This is a genomic window from Oribacterium sp. oral taxon 102, assembly GCF_013394775.1.
In the GTDB taxonomy this organism is placed as follows: Bacteria; Bacillota; Clostridia; order Lachnospirales; family Lachnospiraceae; genus Oribacterium.
The window spans coordinates 1522500-1540483 of the sequence record NZ_JABXYT010000001.1; the positions used below are offsets into that span (position 1 = coordinate 1522500).

At 55.3% G+C, this 17984-nt stretch carries 19 protein-coding genes; all 19 read left to right on the forward strand.

Going from position 1 to position 17984, the window contains the following annotated elements; all coding sequences use genetic code 11:
* Positions 1-32 precede the first annotated feature (32 nt).
* The 19 genes from radC (at position 33) to nadD (ending at position 17976) form a co-directional block, all read left to right on the forward strand.
* Entirely contained in the window at positions 33-746 is a 714-nt protein-coding gene (gene radC / locus HW273_RS06920; RefSeq protein WP_179011080.1) for a RadC family protein, read from the forward strand.
* Positions 746-1618: a rod shape-determining protein MreC gene (gene mreC, locus HW273_RS06925; protein ID WP_179011081.1), complete on the forward strand. Its 873-nt coding sequence runs from the start codon at positions 746-748 to the stop codon at positions 1616-1618. Before radC ends, mreC begins: the two co-directional genes overlap by 1 nt.
* Positions 1619-1653: 35 nt before the next feature.
* Complete coding sequence (gene mreD, locus HW273_RS06930) at positions 1654-2157, forward strand: rod shape-determining protein MreD (protein WP_179012480.1); 504 nt, start codon at positions 1654-1656, stop codon at positions 2155-2157.
* A gap of 9 nt (positions 2158-2166) precedes the next feature.
* A complete protein-coding gene (locus tag HW273_RS06935; protein WP_179011082.1) occupies positions 2167-5037 on the forward strand; it encodes a penicillin-binding transpeptidase domain-containing protein in 2871 nt (956 codons plus the stop codon).
* On the forward strand, positions 5037-6179 hold the full coding sequence (locus HW273_RS06940; RefSeq protein ID WP_179011083.1) for an FtsW/RodA/SpoVE family cell cycle protein: 1143 nt from the start codon (positions 5037-5039) through the stop codon (positions 6177-6179). The genes HW273_RS06935 and HW273_RS06940 overlap by 1 nt, the downstream gene beginning before the upstream one ends.
* Positions 6176-6565: a methylglyoxal synthase gene (locus HW273_RS06945; RefSeq protein ID WP_179011084.1), complete on the forward strand. Its 390-nt coding sequence runs from the start codon at positions 6176-6178 to the stop codon at positions 6563-6565. Before HW273_RS06940 ends, HW273_RS06945 begins: the two co-directional genes overlap by 4 nt.
* The gene (locus HW273_RS06950) at positions 6566-7567 is read left to right on the forward strand and encodes a D-alanyl-D-alanine carboxypeptidase family protein (RefSeq protein ID WP_179011085.1); all 1002 of its coding nucleotides are present in this window, start codon (positions 6566-6568) and stop codon (positions 7565-7567) included. It begins immediately after the preceding gene.
* A gap of 56 nt (positions 7568-7623) precedes the next feature.
* A complete protein-coding gene (locus tag HW273_RS06955) occupies positions 7624-8043 on the forward strand; it encodes a twitching motility protein PilT (protein WP_179011086.1) in 420 nt (139 codons plus the stop codon).
* A 5-nt stretch (positions 8044-8048) separates the two neighbouring features.
* Positions 8049-9452 carry an HlyD family efflux transporter periplasmic adaptor subunit gene (locus HW273_RS06960; protein WP_179012482.1) on the forward strand — a complete coding sequence of 468 codons (1404 nt, stop codon included), beginning with the start codon at positions 8049-8051 and terminating at the stop codon, positions 9450-9452.
* A 118-nt stretch (positions 9453-9570) separates the two neighbouring features.
* The gene (locus HW273_RS06965) at positions 9571-10098 is read left to right on the forward strand and encodes a cell division protein SepF (RefSeq protein WP_179011087.1); all 528 of its coding nucleotides are present in this window, start codon (positions 9571-9573) and stop codon (positions 10096-10098) included.
* 111 nt (positions 10099-10209) lie between these two features.
* Positions 10210-11292: a 3-dehydroquinate synthase gene (aroB, locus tag HW273_RS06970; RefSeq protein ID WP_179011088.1), complete on the forward strand. Its 1083-nt coding sequence runs from the start codon at positions 10210-10212 to the stop codon at positions 11290-11292.
* Positions 11293-11298: 6 nt separating this feature from the next.
* Positions 11299-11802, forward strand: a complete 504-nt coding sequence (gene lspA, locus HW273_RS06975) for a signal peptidase II (RefSeq protein WP_179011089.1) — start codon at positions 11299-11301, stop codon at positions 11800-11802.
* Positions 11802-12716 (forward strand): RluA family pseudouridine synthase, encoded by a 915-nt coding sequence (locus tag HW273_RS06980; RefSeq protein ID WP_179011090.1) that lies wholly within the window; start codon positions 11802-11804, stop codon positions 12714-12716. The genes lspA and HW273_RS06980 overlap by 1 nt, the downstream gene beginning before the upstream one ends.
* Before the next feature lie 94 nt (positions 12717-12810).
* Positions 12811-14601 carry a C40 family peptidase gene (locus HW273_RS06985; protein ID WP_179011091.1) on the forward strand — a complete coding sequence of 597 codons (1791 nt, stop codon included), beginning with the start codon at positions 12811-12813 and terminating at the stop codon, positions 14599-14601.
* A 281-nt stretch (positions 14602-14882) separates the two neighbouring features.
* On the forward strand, positions 14883-15188 hold the full coding sequence (gene rplU / locus HW273_RS06990; RefSeq protein WP_179011092.1) for a 50S ribosomal protein L21: 306 nt from the start codon (positions 14883-14885) through the stop codon (positions 15186-15188).
* Between the two features lie 32 nt (positions 15189-15220).
* Positions 15221-15484, forward strand: coding sequence for a 50S ribosomal protein L27 (rpmA, locus tag HW273_RS06995; RefSeq protein ID WP_179011093.1), 264 nt, complete (start codon positions 15221-15223; stop codon positions 15482-15484).
* A gap of 179 nt (positions 15485-15663) precedes the next feature.
* Complete coding sequence (obgE, locus tag HW273_RS07000; protein WP_179011094.1) at positions 15664-17043, forward strand: GTPase ObgE; 1380 nt, start codon at positions 15664-15666, stop codon at positions 17041-17043.
* Positions 17040-17345 (forward strand): ribosome assembly RNA-binding protein YhbY, encoded by a 306-nt coding sequence (yhbY, locus tag HW273_RS07005; protein ID WP_179011095.1) that lies wholly within the window; start codon positions 17040-17042, stop codon positions 17343-17345. The genes obgE and yhbY overlap by 4 nt, the downstream gene beginning before the upstream one ends.
* 19 nt (positions 17346-17364) lie before the next feature.
* Positions 17365-17976: a nicotinate-nucleotide adenylyltransferase gene (gene nadD, locus HW273_RS07010; protein ID WP_179011096.1), complete on the forward strand. Its 612-nt coding sequence runs from the start codon at positions 17365-17367 to the stop codon at positions 17974-17976.
* Positions 17977-17984 lie beyond the last annotated feature (8 nt).

Genomic DNA, 17984 nt, shown 5'->3' on the forward strand with positions numbered 1-17984 from the left:
TGGATTCCTGCGCCTTTCGGAACAGGAGAAATATGAATCAGGGAAAAAACGGCGGACACAGAGGACTTCGGGAGCACAGGCAGGAGGAGCTTCCGAGAGAGCGGTGCAGGCTCCTCGGCTGTGCCGCGCTCACAGACGGAGAGCTTCTGGCGATTCTGCTCCGAACCGGGACGCGGGAGAAGTCCGTGCTGGAGCTTTCAGAGGAGCTCCTGCACTGGAATCCGGAGTTTGACGGATTGGCGGGGCTGATCCATTACAGCGCGGAGGAGCTGCAAAGCATCTCCGGGATCGGAGAGGTTAAGGCGATGGAGCTGACCGTCGTCGGGGAAATTTCCCGGAGGATCTGGAGACGGAAGATCCGGAAACGAACGAAACGTTTCCGGAACGCGCAGGATGTCATGCTCTTTTGCAAGGAGGATATGCGGAGCCTCGGCTATGAGGAGATCCGCGTCCTCTATCTGGATAACCAGATGCAGCTTATTCGGGAGCACGCGGTATCGAGGGGAACCTGCAACCATTCGGCGCTGTCGCCCCGGGATATCTTTATCGAGGCGTTCCGGCTCCGCGCCGTTTGCATGGTGCTGGTGCACAACCATCCGAGCGGCATCCCGGAGCCGTCGGAGGAGGATATCGCGCTGACAAGGGAGCTTGAGAAGGCAGGAGACTGGATCGGCATTACGCTGGTCGATCATATCATTATCGGAGATAACTGTTACTACAGCTTCAAGGAGCAGGGAATCATCTAGTGGAGAATAAAAGTAGCAAATACATATTTATCATTCTCGCCGTTCTGTGCGTGATGATGATCGTCCTTTCAACCGTGCGGGACGGGCTGATGAATCCGATTCGGAATACCGTCGGCTCCGTCCTCGTTCCCGTACAGACCGGTGTGAACCGGGTGGGGCTTCGGATCTATGAGGAGCTTCGGGATCGGAAAAGCCTCCGGGATGCAGAGGAGGAGAACCGGAGTCTTCGGGAGCGGATCGACCTTCTGACGGAGGAGAACAATATCCTGAAGCAGAACGAGCAGGAGCTGTCGAGGCTGCGGGAGCTCTATCAGCTCGATCAGGACTACCTTCGCTACAGCAAGGTCGCAGCGCATATCATTGCGAAGGATTCGGAGAACTGGTTTCAGGTATTCCGGATCGACAAGGGCTCGCAGGACGGTATCCGCGTGGATCAGAATGTCATCGCGAACGGCGGTCTGGTCGGCATCGTGACGGATGTGGGGCTGAACTACGCGACGGTACGCTCCATTATTGACGACGAGTCCCGGGTAGCGGCGATGGGGATACAGTCCAGCGACACCTGCATTGTCGCAGGCGATCTGACGCTCTTTCAGGAGGGCAGGCTTCGCATCACCAATATTGCGAAGGACTCTGTTCTCCAGGATGGGGATCGGATCGTGACCTCTAATCTCTCCTCCAAGTTCATGCCGGGGATACTGCTGGGCTATGCCGTGGAGATCACGGAGGATGAGAAGCGGCTGATGAAGACCGGCTATCTCGTGCCGGCGGCGGATTTTGACGATATGAGCGAGGTACTGGTGCTGACCGAGGTGAAGTCCGACCAGTTCCGCGACGCGGGGATGGTCGGTGCTGCTGCCGCGGCAGGCTGAGAGGTGTAAGCTTGAAAATCAAATTTTCGAAAAAACTGAAGCAGAGGAAGCTGCGTCTCTTCCTTGCCTTTTTGTCCCTGATTCTTGCATTTCTGATCCAGACCAGCGTTTTTCCGCTGATTCCCTTCCTTTCCGCGACGCCGAATCTGCTGCTGGTGCTGACCTTTTCCTTCGGCTTCCTGCATGGAAATACCGCAGGTATGCTCTATGGACTTTTCGCGGGACTTCTGATGGATATGTTCTACTCCGGCCCCTTCGGCTTCTACAGCCTGATCTTCCTCGTGATCGGCTATATAAACGGCTTTTTCAGCCGCTTCTACTATGAGGAATATATCACTCTGCCGGTGTTCATCTGTGTGGCGAGCGAGCTTGTATATCATCTGTATATTTATCTGTTTCGTTTTCTGATTCGGGGGAAGTGGGATATCCTGTATTATTTTATGCATATCATCTTTCCCTCTGTCATTTTTTCAGTGCTGCTGACGCTTTTGCTGTACCGCTTCTTCTTCATGGCGAATGAGAAGCTTCAGGAGGAGTAAGAAGGAAATATGTGGAAAGAGCTTCGGGACTTTATCAGGGAAGTGGGAGGGCATATCGTAAGCTCCCGTCTCTTCGCGCTGGGAGCGGCATTCTCCGCTCTTTTTCTGCTGCTGCTCGTGCATCTCGTCCGGCTTCAGCTTTTTGAGGGACAGGAATATCTGGAACGCTATGAGCAGCAGACATTGCATACGGAGACGACGGTCGGGACCCGCGGAAATATTTATGACCGGGACGGAAAGCTGCTTGCCTTTAATCAGCTCCAGTACAATATCACGATCGCGGATACAGAAGCCTATGATACCTCTCCGGATGGCATCAATCGGCGAAATACCATGCTGCTCCGCCTCGCGCAGATTATCGAGAAGTACGGATATACCGTAGAGTCGCAGTATAAGCTCGCAAGAAACGCGGATGGGAGCTTCTTCTATACGACTGGAAGCGACGCGGAGCGGCGGCGCTTCATCGCGAGTGTCCATGGGAAGAAGGAGGAGCAGCTGAAGGAGGCGGAATACTCGAAGAGCGCACAGGAGCTCTTCGAGTATTCGAAGGGCCGCTACCGCTTCGATGCGGTGCGGGATCAGGATGGCAATGCGGTCGTGATCCCGGACGACACGGCGCTCCTTATGATCCACATTCTCTATACCCTGCGGCTGACAGCGTACCAGCGCTATCAAACCACCACGATCGTGAAGAATGTTTCGGAGGAGTGCATGGCGGAGGTACTGGAGTCCAAGGGAGATCTGCAGGGGGTCGACATCGAGGATGTCTCGGTCCGTCGCTATAACTATGCACCGTATCTCTCTCATATCGTCGGTTATACCGGACAGGTACAGAAGAATCAGCTCGCAGAGCTGCAAAAGCTCGATCCGAGCTATACACAGAGCGATATCGTCGGCGTCTGGGGACTCGAAAAAAGCGAGGAGACGGTGCTGAAGGGGCAGAAGGGCGAGAGAGAGATGTACCTGAACTCGGTCGGCTCTGTATTACAGGAGCTTTCCAATACGGAGGCAAAGGCGGGGAAGGACATTTATACGACGATTTCTGCCAACGACCAGATCGCCATCTATCATCTTCTGGAGCAGGAATTTGCAGGGATTCTGGTGTCTAAGCTGACGGAAAACGAGGATTTCAACAACGGGGAGATCAAGCAGTCCCAGATTATGATCCCGATTAGGGATGCCTATTTTCAGCTGATCAACAACAATATCCTGAACCGCGCGCATTTTACGGCGGAGGATGCCGGCAGTGCGGAGAAGCGGATTCAGGGGATCTTTACCGATTACCGGACGCGGGCGTTCTCCATGCTGGAGACGCAGCTTTCCGGTGAAAACGGAGGGACGCTCTCGGAGCTCCCGATGGACATGCAGGCGTATATCGTTCATGTCTACGAGTATCTGACAAGCCGGGAGGCCGGCATCATCGACAGTTCCGATCCGCGCTTCCGGCAGTCTGATTCCTATCAGCGCTGGCGGGATGACAGCATTTCCATGCACGATTTCATCGTGAGCGGAATCGAGGAGGGCTGGATCGATACCTCGAAGCTTGGGCTCTCGGAGGAGTATTCCGATACGGGCAGTATCTTTCGGCTCTTCATCGAGAGCATTCTCCGCTTCCTCTCGGAGGAGGAGGCCTTCGATAAGCTGCTGTATAAGTACGCGATACAGGACAGATCCCTATCCGGGAATCTCCTTCTGATGGCGTGCTACGAGCAGGGCGTGCTGGAGCCGGATTCCGAGGCCTACGGGCAGCTCGCACAGGGGGACGCCCATTTTGCCTTCACGCATTTCGTGGATAAGGTGCGGAAGATCCAGCTCACGCCGGCGCAGCTTGCGCTGGATCCCTGCAATGGCTCTGTGGTCGTAACCGATGTACACAGCGGAAAGATCCGCGCCCTTGTGACCTACCCGGGCTTCGACAATAATAAGATTAACGACGCGGAGACGCTTCGCCGCTACAACGAGGATCTGTCTCTGCCGCTTCTGAATACTGCGACGCAGACACAGCTTGCGCCGGGCTCCTCCTTCAAGCCGATCACCACCGTGGCGGCGCTGGAGGAGGGTGCCGTTACGCTGGATACCATCATCGACTGTACCGGACGCTACGAGGAGGTCGTGCCGAATATTCGCTGCTGGGTCTTCCCCTCGGCGCATGGGCCGGAGAATATCGTGGACGGACTGAAGAACTCCTGCAACTATTTCTTCGCGGCGCTGGGGCACCGTCTCTCTACAAATGACGCGGGAGACTACAATCAGGAGGATGGATTGCAGAAGATCCAGAAGTATGCGAAGCTCTTCGGGCTCTCGGAGAAGAGCGGTGTCGAGCTGGATGAGGCGGAGCCGCGCATTTCCGATATTGATCCGGAGCGCTCCGCGATGGGACAGGGCAATCATGCCTACAACTGCGTACAGCTCTCGAAATACATTACCGCGATGGCGAACAACGGCACGCTCTACGACCTTTCGATTGTGGATCGGATCTGCGATGCGGAAGGCGAGGTGGTGGAGACCGTCGCGCCGAAGGTGGACGCGGAGCTCTCCTTCAGCCCGGTGACCTGGAACGCGGTTCACACGGGGCTTCGGAAGATTGTCACCGAGGGTGTCGCGAAGAATGTCTTCCGCGGGCAGGACATCCCTATCGCGGGAAAGACCGGAACGGCGCAGGAGAGAGAGGATCGCGGAAACCATGCGCTCTTCGTTTCCTACGCACCCTATGAGGATCCGGAGATCAGCGTGACGGTGACGATCCGCTACGGCTATTCCTCCGGAAATGCCGCGACGCTTGCGAACCACGTCTACGATTATTGCTTCGGCAAGACCAGCCTGGATACGATCCTGCATCAGGACGCGTCCTATATTACCGCTGTGAATGTGAGTGACTGATGAGCAGATTTATCGATTACAATTTCAGAAAATATGACTGTCGCCTGCTCCTTTATATCCTGCTTCTGAACGGAATCGGGATATTTGTCATCGCCTCGGCGACCTTCGCACATAGCTTTCGGGATCCGCAGGTACTCCGGCAGCTTATGGGGTCGTTTGCGGGACTTGCGATCTGCCTTGCCGCGTCGCTCTATGATTACCGGCGGCTCTGCCGGCAGTCCGGGCTGCTCTACCTCCTGAGTATTCTCCTGCTGCTGGGCGTGAAGGTCTATGGCACCGCCTCGCACGGCGCGGTGCGCTGGATTACGCTGCCGATCGTGGGGCAGGTACAGCCGACAGAGTTCGTGAAGCTTGCGCTGATCCTGTTCTATGCGAATTACTTTCACAGGATGAAGGAGGAGATTAACCTTCCTCATGTGGTGGGGCTTGCACTTCTGTATTATCTGATTCCGGCGGTGCTGATCCTGCTGCAGCCAAATCTCTCGACGACGATCATCGTGACGGTGATCGTGGCGGCGATTGTCTTCGCGAGTCCGATCAGCTTTCGCTGGATTCTCGGTGCGGTCGCAGCTGTCATCCCGTTCGCAGTCGGCTTCATTGTCCTTTTCCGGGCAGGGCTCTATGACCGGATCCCGTTCCTCCGCGGCTATCAGGCGGAGCGGATCCTGACCTTTCTGAATCCGTCGGAGAACCAGCAGAGCTTCTATCAGCAGAGGAATTCCATTATGGCGATCGCCTCCGGGATGTTTTCGGGGAAGGGGCTCTTCAATACTTCGATTTATTCTGTAAAAAACGGAAATTTTCTTGTGGAGCAGGACAACGACTTCATTTTCGCGGTTATCGGAGAGGAGCTGGGCTTTCGCGGGGCGGCATTTATTATTATAATATTCTTGTTGATTATCATAGAATGTCTTATAATAGCAGCAAGAGCGAAAAATCTGAGCGGAAGACTGATTGCCGTCGGCATGGCGGCATGGATCGGGTTTCAGACCTATATCAATATCGCAGTGGCGACAGGTCTGTTCCCCAATACCGGAATTACACTCCCGTTTTTTTCGAGAGGTGTGAGTTCGCTGCTCTCGGTTTATGCCGGTTTCGGTGTTGTGTTGAATATTGCGCTGCAAAGGGAGGAACGTGGATGAATGTTGGTTTGATTGCACATGATTCGAAGAAGAAGCTGATGCAGAATTTCTGCATTGCCTATAGAGGGATTTTAAGTAAGCATGAGCTCTATGCGACCGGAACGACGGGGATACTCGTAGAGGAAGTGACGAATTTGAAGATTCACAAGTTCCTCCCGGGACAGACCGGCGGCTCAAGGCAGCTTGCCTCCCAGATCGAGCAGGGCAATCTGGACATGGTGATCTTTCTCCGCGACCCGCAGCATCCGAAGGAGGAGGAGCCGGAGGTGAACTCCGTGGTGCGCCTCTGCGATATCTACAATATCCCGATCGGCACGAACCTCGCAACCGCAGAGCTTCTGATCCACGCGCTGGAGAGAGGGGATCTCGAGTGGAGGAATATCTGATTGCATAAATATACTCCGTTATCCGGAAAAGCCGGCATTCTCCTTCCGGCTCTTTTTTCGTTTCTTCTCCTGTCTGCCTGCGGGAAGCCGCTGGAGAAGGCGTACCGTCTGGAGGATAGTCTTGCACGGATGAGCTCGGTCGCCTCCGAAAGCGGCGCCTCGGTGCATGCGCTGCCGTTTTCCTATGCGCTGGCGCTGCCCGGCGACACCGACTTCAATACGGACAATGTGAAAAACGCAGCGGCGTATCTGCTGGTTTCGGATGACGGAGAGGCAGCGCCGGATGCGGTCGCCTATGCGAATCCCTATGTCAGAACCTACCCGGCGAGCATCACGAAGATCATGACGGCGCTGGTCTGTCTGGACAGTGGGATAGACCTGAACAGCAGCTTCACCTTGACCGGGAGCTCTGCGATCTCGGAGGCAGGGAGCTCGACGGCATTTCTCTGGCCCGGGGAGACGCTGCGTGTCCGGGATCTGCTTTACGGGATGCTGCTCCCGTCCGGAAACGATGCCGCCGTTGCGGTGGCGGAGGCAACGAGCGGCAGTGTCGCCGCATTTGTGGGAGAGATGAACCGGAAGGCATTGGAGCTGGGCTGCACCGGAACGCATTTCGTGAACCCGCACGGACTGCCGGATGATGCGCATTTCACGACGCCCTACGACATCTACCTGATTCTCTCTGCTGCAATGAAGCATGAGGCGTTCCGGGAGATCGTCGGGACAAGGGAATACACCGTGAACTACAAGGACAGAAACGGTGCTGCGAAGAGTCAGCATTGGGAGAATTCGAATCGTTATCTGAACGGAGAGGCGGAGACGCCGGCAGGGCTTCGCATACTGGGCGGGAAGACCGGCACGACGAAGAAGGCGGGCTATTGTCTGACCCAGTCGGCGGTGCGGGAAAGTACGGAAAGACGGTATATTGCGGTCGTAATGAAGGCGGATTCGAAGGATCGGCTGTACAGCGATATGACTGAACTCCTCTCTAAAATTCCTTGAAAATATGTGTAGGATGTTTTATACTTTAGTCACTACATATTAGGAGGTACTAATCTATGGTACAGTTGATCGTAGGCAAGAGGGGCAGCGGTAAGACGAGACAGCTTCTCGATAAGGCCAATAATGCGATAAAGGAAGCGAACGGCAGCGTGGATTATCTGGACAAGTCCGCACAGCATATGTACGAGCTGAACAACAGGATCCGGCTGATCAATGTCAATGAATTTCCGGTGGACTCCGAGGCAGCGTTCGTGGGCTTCATCAGCGGCATTATTTCACAGGACCATGATCTGGAATATATGTTTCTGGACAGCTTCCTGAAGCTGGCGGGACTGGAGGGAAAGGATATCTCCGACTGTATCAAGACGCTGGAGGCGCTTTCCGAGAAGTATAAGGTGACCTTTGTGCTGAGCGTTTCCATGGATGCGGACGAGCTTCCTGAAAGCGTGAAGAAGGATGTAGTGATTGCACTTTGACTTTGATGGCAGCTAAGAAACAAAATTCTGCGAAAAAGAGAAAACCGTTTTCAATCAATGTAGGGATGATAATCTTTTTGATTATCTTTCTCTACATTGTTTTTAGTGTGCATTCCTACTTCACGAGGGAGCAGATCCGCTTCTATGAGGTCGTAGAGGGCAGCCTCGTGCGGCAGAAGAGCTATACGGGCATCGTGCTCCGGGAGGAAAAGGCGGTAAATGCCGAGAGCTCCGGGTATATTCATTTTTATATTCAGGAGGGCAGGCGTGTCGCAGCAAATTCCAGTGTCTATACCATCGATGAGACGGGCGCACTCGAGAAGTATCTCACGGAGCATCCGGAGCTCACGCAGGAGTTCGGGAAGGAGGAGCTCAGCGCCCTCCGCTATCAGCTCAGCGCCTTCTCCCGGCATTTTCGTGACAGGAGCTTCTCCGAGCTCTATAATCTGAAGTCGGAGCTGGATACCTCCGTGATGGAATACAGCGGGATGGGAGACGCGGGAAAGCTCGAGACGGCGCTCTCGCAGATGAATATCAGCTACCGGCAGGTTCGTTCCCCGGAGGCAGGGGTCCTGTCCTATACGGTGGACGGCTACGAGACGCTCGGAGAAGAGCAGATCGAGGCGGGGCTCTTTCATAATGAGAGCTACCAGAAGCGGACGACCCGTCCGGGCAGTCTGGTCGAGGGCGGAACCCCTGTCTATAAACTGATCACGAGTCCGGAATGGAGTCTCGTCTTTCCGCTTTCCGAGGAGGATCGGGCGAAGTATCAGGACGTGAAGCGGCTGAAAATCCATTTTCTGAACAGCGGGGAGACGACGGAGGCGGAGCTTCGGCTCTTTACCGGGAAGGACAGACAGCTCTATGGGCGGCTTTTGCTGCACAGCTTCATGGAGCGCTACGCTTCGGCGCGGTATCTCGACTTCGAGATCGTAACAAGCGATCGGAGCGGGCTCAAGATCCCGCTGAGCGCGGTAACGGAAAAGGAGTTCTATGTCATACCGAAGGATTTCCTGCGCATACAGGACGGGGCAGCTGGCTTCCTCCGGCAGACACTTCGGGACGGGAACGCCGTCTCCGAATTTGTCGAGACGGAAATCTACCGGATCGACGAGCAGTTCTGCTACCTGAATATTCCGGCGAATCCAGAGAACACGAGCAGCCTCAAGACCGGAGACGTGCTGCGGAAGGACAGCGGCAGCCAGAGCTACAGCGTTGGTCCGACGAAGCCACTGCAGGGTGTCTACAATATCAACAAGGGCTACTGCATCTTCCGGCAGGTGATCCCAATGGAGCAGAATGAAACCTATATGATCGTCGAGCCGAATACGGACTACGGCATCTCGGTCTATGACCATATCGTCCTGAACGCCTCGATGGTAGAGGAGGGGGAGCTGATTTACCAGTAAGCCCCATGCCGAAAATGCGGCAGAGGGGCAGAAGTTTTTCTCTGCGGCTTGACAAGTTCTCATTTTTGGTTAAAATGTTTGTATATACCTTTGCAAAGGTTGGGGTGGGAGAATAAATATGAGTTTTATCAACAATTTCATGAAGAGCATGAGGCTGGATCAGGAAGACGATTATGATCTGGACGACGATTACGGCTTTGACGACGGATATGAAGAGGAGGAGCCGCAGCGTCCGAGTCTCTTTAGAAAAGCCCAGAATCAGGATGAGTATGAGGAGGAGCCTAAGCCACGTCTTTTCGGGAAGTCCAGAGGAGCGGCACAGAATCAGCAAAGGAAGAGTGGCATGGAAGTGACGATGATCAAGCCGAGCTCGATGGACGACTCGAGGGATATCTGCGATTACCTTCTAAATGGGAAGGCAGTGGTTCTGAATATGGAGGGACTTCATTCCGAGATCGCACAGCGGATCATTGACTTCACCTGCGGCGCAGCTTACGCGATAGACGGAAATCTGCAGAAGATATCCAACTATATCTTCATTGCCACCCCGGAGAATGTGGAGCTGTCCGGCGACTTTCAGAACATTCTGGCTGGCGGCACCGAGCCTGCGGTGGGCAATGTCGGCGGTTTGAACATCCGTATGTGATGAATGGATTTTCAGAGGGCATATCCGATCCGGATATGTCCTTTTCTTTTTATATGTGATCTGCATGGAAACAGGCTGTCCCGTAAAAGCGGCGGGAGGGGGGAGGTTCGGATGCCGAGAAGGCTGGACGTAAATTACGAGGGAAACTCTGCTTATACGATCTATATCGAGAGGGACTTCACACGACTCGGAGACCGTCTCGGAGAGCTGGGGACAGAGGGCAGGAAGGCGCTGCTCGTTACGGATGAGAATGTTGCTCCGCTCTATCTCGAGGAGCTTTTGGCGCGCCTCGCAGCACATTTCGCTCTCGTGGAGTATCTGATCCTTCCCGCCGGAGAGGAATACAAAAACACCCGCTCTGTTGAAAGGATCTATGAAAAAGCGGTCGAGGCGGGCTTCGACCGGAGGGACTTCTTCCTTGCGCTCGGCGGCGGCGTGGTCGGGGATATGACCGGCTTTGCTGCGGCAAGCTATATGCGTGGTGTCCGTTTCCTCCAGTTTCCGACGACGCTGCTCGCGCAGGTTGATTCCTCTATCGGCGGTAAGACCGGTGTAGACTTCCGGGAGTACAAAAACATGGTGGGCGCCTTTCATATGCCCTCCCTTGTGTATTCCGCCGTCTCGACGCTTTCTACGCTCGACCGGCGGCAGTTTGCCTCCGGCATGGGCGAGGTCATAAAGCACGCGCTGATCCGAAGCCATACATATTTCGACTATCTGCTGGCACATATCGAGGCACTTACACGCCGGGAGGGAGAGGTGCTGGAGGAAACCGTATACCGAAGCAATCAGATCAAGCGGGAGATCGTCGAGCGGGATCCGAGAGAGCAGGGGGAAAGACAGCTCCTGAATTTCGGGCATACGCTGGGGCATGCGATCGAGAGCTGCTCGGGCTTCAGCTGTACGCACGGGCAATGCGTGGCATACGGCTGTCTCGCTTCGCTCTCCATTGCGCCGGCGCTCTCGGAGAAGGAGCTTTCCGAGCTGTACCGTCTCTTCTCGGGTGTCGGACTCTCGACGAGACTCGTGCCGATGGATATCGCGTCTATCCTCCGTGCGGCGAAGAAGGACAAAAAAATGGACGGCGGACAGGTGCGCTTCATCCTGCTGCGAAGACTGGGAGAGGCATATATCGAGCGTGCTGTTCCGGCAGAAAAGCTGGAGCGCGCCCTTCGGGCGCTGATGGAGGATTGAAAGGAAATGAAGAACAGAGCATATTTCACTACAGCGTTTCTGCTGCTGAGCGCTATGCTGATCGCATTGGACGCAGGAACGAAGCAGCTCGCAGTACGGGAGCTTGGGGGCGGCAGAGAAATCGTCCTGCTGCCCCGGGTGCTCACGCTGCTCTATCTCGAGAACCGCGGCGCTGCCTTCGGCATTTTGCGCGGACAGCAATGGATATTTTACATTATCACCATATTTGTCGCTGCACTGCTGCTGTATCTTATTTTCCGTATTCCGATGCGGAAACGATATTTTCCGCTTTTTCTGGTTTGTCTTTTGGTGTTTTCCGGCGCGATCGGCAATTTTGTCGATCGTGTGTCGCAGCACTATGTCGTGGATTTTATCTATTTCAAGCTGATTGATTTTCCGATTTTCAATGTGGCGGATATCTATGTGACTGTCGGCTGCTTCCTGATGGTGCTGCTGTTCCTTTTCTATTACAGGGATGAGGATTTCACCTTTTTGCGGAGGAAGCGCTGATGCAGGCGCACTATTCGCTCACAGAGCGGGAGGCGGGACAGCGGCTGGATCGTTTTCTCTCGGAGCAGGCGGCGCTCGGGATCAGCCGGAGCTATGCCGGACGGCTGATCGAGGAGAATCGTGTGCTCCTTGATGGGAAACGAACGAAGGCCGGAACGAAGCTAAGGGCCGGGATGAAGCTCGACATAACTGTCCCGGAGCCGGAGAAGCCGGAGCTTTTGCCGGAGGATATCCCTCTTTCTATCGTCTATGAGGATGAGGATGTGCTGATTGTCAACAAGCCGAAGGGCATGGTCGTCCATCCGGCGGCGGGACACGGCAGCGGAACGCTGGTCAATGCGATCCTGCATCACTGCGGCGATACGCTCTCCTCTATCAACGGGGTGGCGCGTCCGGGCATCGTACACCGGATCGACAAGGATACGACGGGGCTTCTGGTAATCTGCAAGAATGACGAGGCGCACCGGAGCCTGTCGGAGCAGCTTCGGGTACATTCCATTACCCGGCGCTATGCCGCCATTGTCTGCGGCAATCTCCGTGAGGACAGCGGGACGATCGACAAGCCGATCGGGCGGCACAGGACGGAGCGGAAGAGGCAGGCGATCGATCCCGAGCGGGGGAGAGAGGCGGTCACGCACTATACGGTGCTGGAACGCTTCGGAGCTTACACGCTGGTGGAATGCCGGCTGGAAACCGGGAGGACGCACCAGATACGGGTTCATATGGCCAGCATCGGGCATCCTCTTCTGGGGGATGAGGTCTATGGCCAACGGAAGCAGCCCTTCCGTCTGGAGGGACAGTGTCTCCACGCGAAAACACTTGGATTCCGGCATCCAAGGACAGGGGAATATGTTGAATTTGATTCGGAATATCCGGAATACTTTACGGCGCTGCTGCGAAAGCTCCGTCATTAGAAAATGGCGCCAAAGGACTGCGCTTCTTGTCTTGTTGCTTTTCGCTGTCCTTTGCGGCTCTCTCCTTCTTTCGCGTCATGCACGGCTGCAGCGTATGCAGGCAGAGGAAAAGGCTTCTCCCTCCGAAATTGCGGAGATAACGGAAGCTGCGGAAACAGAGACGCATGGCATATTGTCAGCGGACGAGGAGACGGCGTATCGTCCCGCCGCGGATCAGCTGAATCTCGCCGTCCTCTACCCGGAGGATGCGGATCGGAGCGATGCTCTGCATTCCTATGCAGGGCATGTCTACGCGAGGCTGATGCGAGAGGACAGCCGGTATATCGCGAAACTCTATGATTTCGCGGGCGATACGCCGCGGGAGATGGCGGAGCGGCTCGGAATCAAGCCTGCCCGCGTGCTCGCAAAATACAATCCCGAGGACGATTCTCAGGATAAAGAGGATCCTGCAAGCTGGTATGTTCCGGATTTTCAAAATGTGAATTTTCGCTTTTACAATGCAGATGGCGAACAGATTCGGGATTTTTCAAATGTGAAGGCAATCATGGCGATGGCAAATGTTTACTGTTATTACCATGATTATCGTGATGCAGAGTGCTTCGAGGCGATCTGCGAGGAGCTATACCGGAAGTCACGTTCCTACAAGGTCAGCATCGGCAGCGTCTATTTTGATGAGGGCTGCATGCACCGCCCCGTAGCGGAGGAGACAGCGGTGCTTCCTCCGGAAAGCGGAAAGCAGGATCCGACAGAGGGGATTGGTGATTTCACTGCTGCCGTATCCGAAGAAACGACGGCGGGCACGAATACAGCGGGCGAAGAGCCGGCGGAAATCATAAGCATGAACGGCGCACGCTATTACGTTCGCTATGGAGCGCCCGGAGAGGATGGAAGACGACCGCTGCATTTCACACCTGTGGAGACGGCGGAGGCAGAGGGCGAAGGAACGGCAGCAGAGAGCGATGCGGAGACAGTGCCGGAGGGCAGGGAAGCACATCCTGCCGCAGAGGACGCGGAGATTTCGGAGAAAGCTGTGGAGGCTGCCGCTGCAGAAGCGGAGGATACGGAATCTTCTTCGGCAAACGCCGCGGAAACGGAGCACGCAGAATCTGCTTCGGCAGGTGCCGCGTCCGAAGAGTGTGCCGGGAGCAAAAGCTACTGCCCCGGTCATATAGATCTGAATGTTTCCGTGTCCGTCTGCGGTGCAGGCGAGAGAAAGGGACTCCGTGCGCTTGCCCTCTCCTCCGCGGAGGACTGGAACACACCGGAGGAGGGAGCCCCTTGGAAGGGCTGGACGGAAGAAAATCTTGCTGCGGCAGAGCGACTGCTTTCCGCAGATTGGTACCGGAGCTATGGGCTCAGCATCTCGTCGCTTGACCCACACTATCCGCTCGGAGCGGAGGAAATCTCTGCCTATCTGTCCGGGCTTCCGCAGGATATCAGTGCGGAGCGGAGGGCGCTTTGCCGCTATGCGCTCGATTCGGTCGGGAGGGTTCCCTACTACTGGGGAGGCAAGGCAGAGCATGCGGATTATGCGGGAAATAACTTCGGAAGCATTGTTTCGGAATCGGATGAAAGAGGCAGGATACTTCGGGGATTGGACTGCTCCGGCTGGGTGCAGTGGATCTATTGGTCGGCGCTGGGCATGGATCTCGGAGGGGTGGGCGGAACCGGAGAACTCGTTGAGCTGGGAAAACAGATCCGGCGTTCGGAGCTTCGTCCGGGAGATCTCGTCATCCGTACCGGGACGGACAGTCATGTCGTGCTGTTTCTGCAGTGGACGCAGGACGGCAGGATGCTTGCGGTGCATGAAAATGCGGACAGGAATAATGTATCTGTTGATACCGTCACAGCGAATTACCCCTATTACAGGAGTCTGCTGGACTAAAGAAGCCGAAAGGAGCTGTCTGTGATATCGGAGGAGATGGCAGACCGATCCCCTCCCGTACCCGGACTTCCGGAGACAGGAGACGCCTCTTCTTTTCCGCTGTGGCTTTTTCTTATGATGATTTCTTTCATGAAGCTTGCAGGGCTTGCAGGACAGAGAAAGCGCTTGACAGGGCAGGGAAACTCATATATTATTACATAGTATGCCGCTTAGCGAGGTTTAAGAGACCAATCGGGGTTCACCAAAGCTAGCGAGTAATGATAATAGGAGGTACCCTCGTAATGTACGCAGTGATTCTTACAGGTGGTAAGCAGTACAAGGTCAGCGAAGGTGATGTCATTAGGGTTGAGAAGCTTGATGTAGCAGAAGGTGATAAGGTTACCTTTGATCAGGTTCTGGTTCTGAATGACGGAGCCATGAAGATCGGCACGCCGGTTGTGGAAGGCGCGAAGGTTTCCGCTACCGTGACGAAGAACGGTAAGGCGAAGAAGGTCATCGTATACCGCTACAAGAGAAAGTCCGGCTATCACAAAAAGAACGGTCACAGGCAGCTCTTTACGGAAGTAAAGATTGATTCCATCGGTTGATAATTTCTTAGAGAGAATGGAGGAAATTCGACATGGCTCATCATAAGGGTATGGGCTCTACCAAAAACGGTAGAGATTCGGAGTCGAAGCGACTTGGCGCCAAGAGAGCGGACGGACAGTTCGTCAAGGCGGGAAATATTCTGTACAAGCAGAACGGAACCAGAATTCATCCGGGACTGAACGTAGGCCTCGGCAATGATTTCACACTCTTTGCGAAGGTGGACGGCGTCGTTCATTTCGGTCGCCTCGGCAGAGACAGAAAGCAGGTTTCTGTGCTCCCGAGAGCAGCAGAGTAAGAAAAAGCTAAGCCCCTCATGCCGAAGGCATGAGGGGCATTTGTCACTATGTAACGATTCGGGCAGGCTCGTGAATTGCAGGCAGCCTGCCCGGACGGTCCTATCATCATGAACAGGCATGGCAGCAGATGGAAAGCCATCCGCGGGGACGTTTTCGGATATTGGAAAGGGAGAAAACAATGTTTGCAGATGTAGCCAGAATATTTATCAAGAGCGGAAAGGGCGGAAACGGACACGTATCCTTCCGGAGAGAGCTCTATGTGCCGGCAGGCGGACCGGACGGCGGAGACGGCGGAAGGGGAGGAGACGTGATCTTCGAGGTGGATGAGGGGCTGAATACCCTCGAGAACTTCCGTCACAGGAACCGTTATGTCGCGACGCCCGGCGAGGAGGGCGGCGGCAGGAGAATGCACGGAAAAAATGGGCAGGATCTGATTATCCGCGTTCCGGCAGGCACTCTCATCAAGGACGATGAAACCGGGAAGATTATCGCGGATATGAGCGGCGGAAACCGGCGGCTGACCCTGCTTCACGGCGGTCGGGGCGGACTCGGCAATATGCACTTTGCAACACCGTCCATGCAGGCACCGAAGTTCGCGCAGCCGGGACAGGAATCCCGAGAGCTCTGGGTGCGTCTTGAGCTTCGCGTCATTGCCGATGTCGGACTGCTGGGCTTCCCGAATGTCGGCAAATCCACACTCCTCAGTATGTGCTCCAATGCCCGTCCGGAGATCGCGAACTATCATTTCACGACGTTGACACCGCACCTCGGCGTGGTGAGCCTTTCCGGAGACCGGAGCTTCGTCATGGCGGATATTCCGGGGCTCATTGAGGGTGCATCCGAGGGCATCGGGCTGGGCTACCAGTTCCTGCGCCATATCGAGCGCTGCAAGGTACTGATCCATGTCGTGGACGCAGCGGGCATTGAGGGCAGAGATCCGCTCACGGATATCGAAACCATAGACCGAGAGCTCGAAAAGTACGATCCGGAAATCCGGAAGCGGCCGCTCCTCATTGCTGCGAACAAAACGGATCTGCTGATCGATGAGCAGGGAACCGGCAGCGCAGTGACGCGGCTGAAGGAGAAGTATGAGCCGCAGGGAATACGGGTGATCCCGATTTCCGCCGCAACCAATACGGGGCTTCCGGAGCTGCTGGAGGAAGCTTGGAAAATGCTGCAGGAGGCAGGCAGCGACGCGACGGTCTATGAGAGTGAATTCGACCTGAGTCTGGTCGGGAATGTTGAGATGCTGCCGATCGAATATGCGAACCCTGAGAAGGGGCTGTTTACCGTGGAGGGGCCGAAGATCGAGAAGATGCTCGGCTACACCAATCTGGAGGCGGAACAGGGCTTCCGCTTCTTCCAAGAGTTCATGGTGAAGCAGGGTGTCATTAAGACGCTGAAGAAGATGGGAATGCAGGAGGGTGATACGATCCGCATTTATGGGCACGAGTTCGAGTATCTCGATACCGAGGAATATGACGGCGGAAATGCCACGGACTATGTGGATACGGAGTTCTGGAAGAGAAGAGCGGAGAAAGAGGAGAAGAATGCATGAAAAGCTACATCAAGAGCAGTAAGCAGCGCGCCGTATTGAAGGGCGCGGCGATGAATCTGGAACCGATGCTCTCCATCGGGAAGAATTCCCTGACAACGGAATTCATCACGGCGGTCGCGGAGTATATCTCGAAGCATGAGCTCATGAAAATCAATGTGCTGAAGAACTGCGAGGAGGATCCGAAGGAAATCGCCTATACGCTGGCGGAGCGTTCTGTCTCCGAGCTCGTGCAGGTGATCGGCAGGAAGATCGTGCTGTACAAGCCGGCGAAGGATCCGAAGGATCGAAAGTACGAGGTCTGATTGAGAGGGGGAGCTATCCATGAGAGGGCGAAAGATCGGGCTTCTGGGCGGAACCTTCGATCCGATCCACAGGGCGCACCTCGCGCTGGCGGACTGTGCCTTCCGTACGCTCTCCCTCGATGAGCTCTGGCTCCTGCCCGCAGGGACGCCCTACATGGACAAGCACAGCGGGATCACGAATGCAGAGACGCGGGCGGAGATGGCAGAGCTTGCGATTCGGGGACGAAGGGGCTACCGGGTAGAACGGATCGAGCTGGAGCGGCAGGGAAAGAGCTATACGGCAGATACGCTCCGTCTCCTGAGAGAACGCGTGCCGGAGGCGGACTTCTATTTCCTGATCGGCTCGGATCAGCTCTATGCTTTTCCGCGCTGGCATAATCCGGAGACGCTCTCCACGCTATGCCGTTTTGCCGTGGCAGCGCGGGAGCTGCCGGGGCAAAGAAGAAACCTCGGGGAACAGGCAGCATACCTTTTTCGGAAATACCGAATGGAGATCACGCTTCTCCCCTTTTCAGAGCAGGAGATCTCCAGCACGGAGATCCGGCGCATGATCCGGGAGGGGAGAGATGCATCGAAATGGCTTCCGCCGGAAGTCTATGCTTATATTCTGTCGCATCGGCTTTATCAATGAACGAAGCG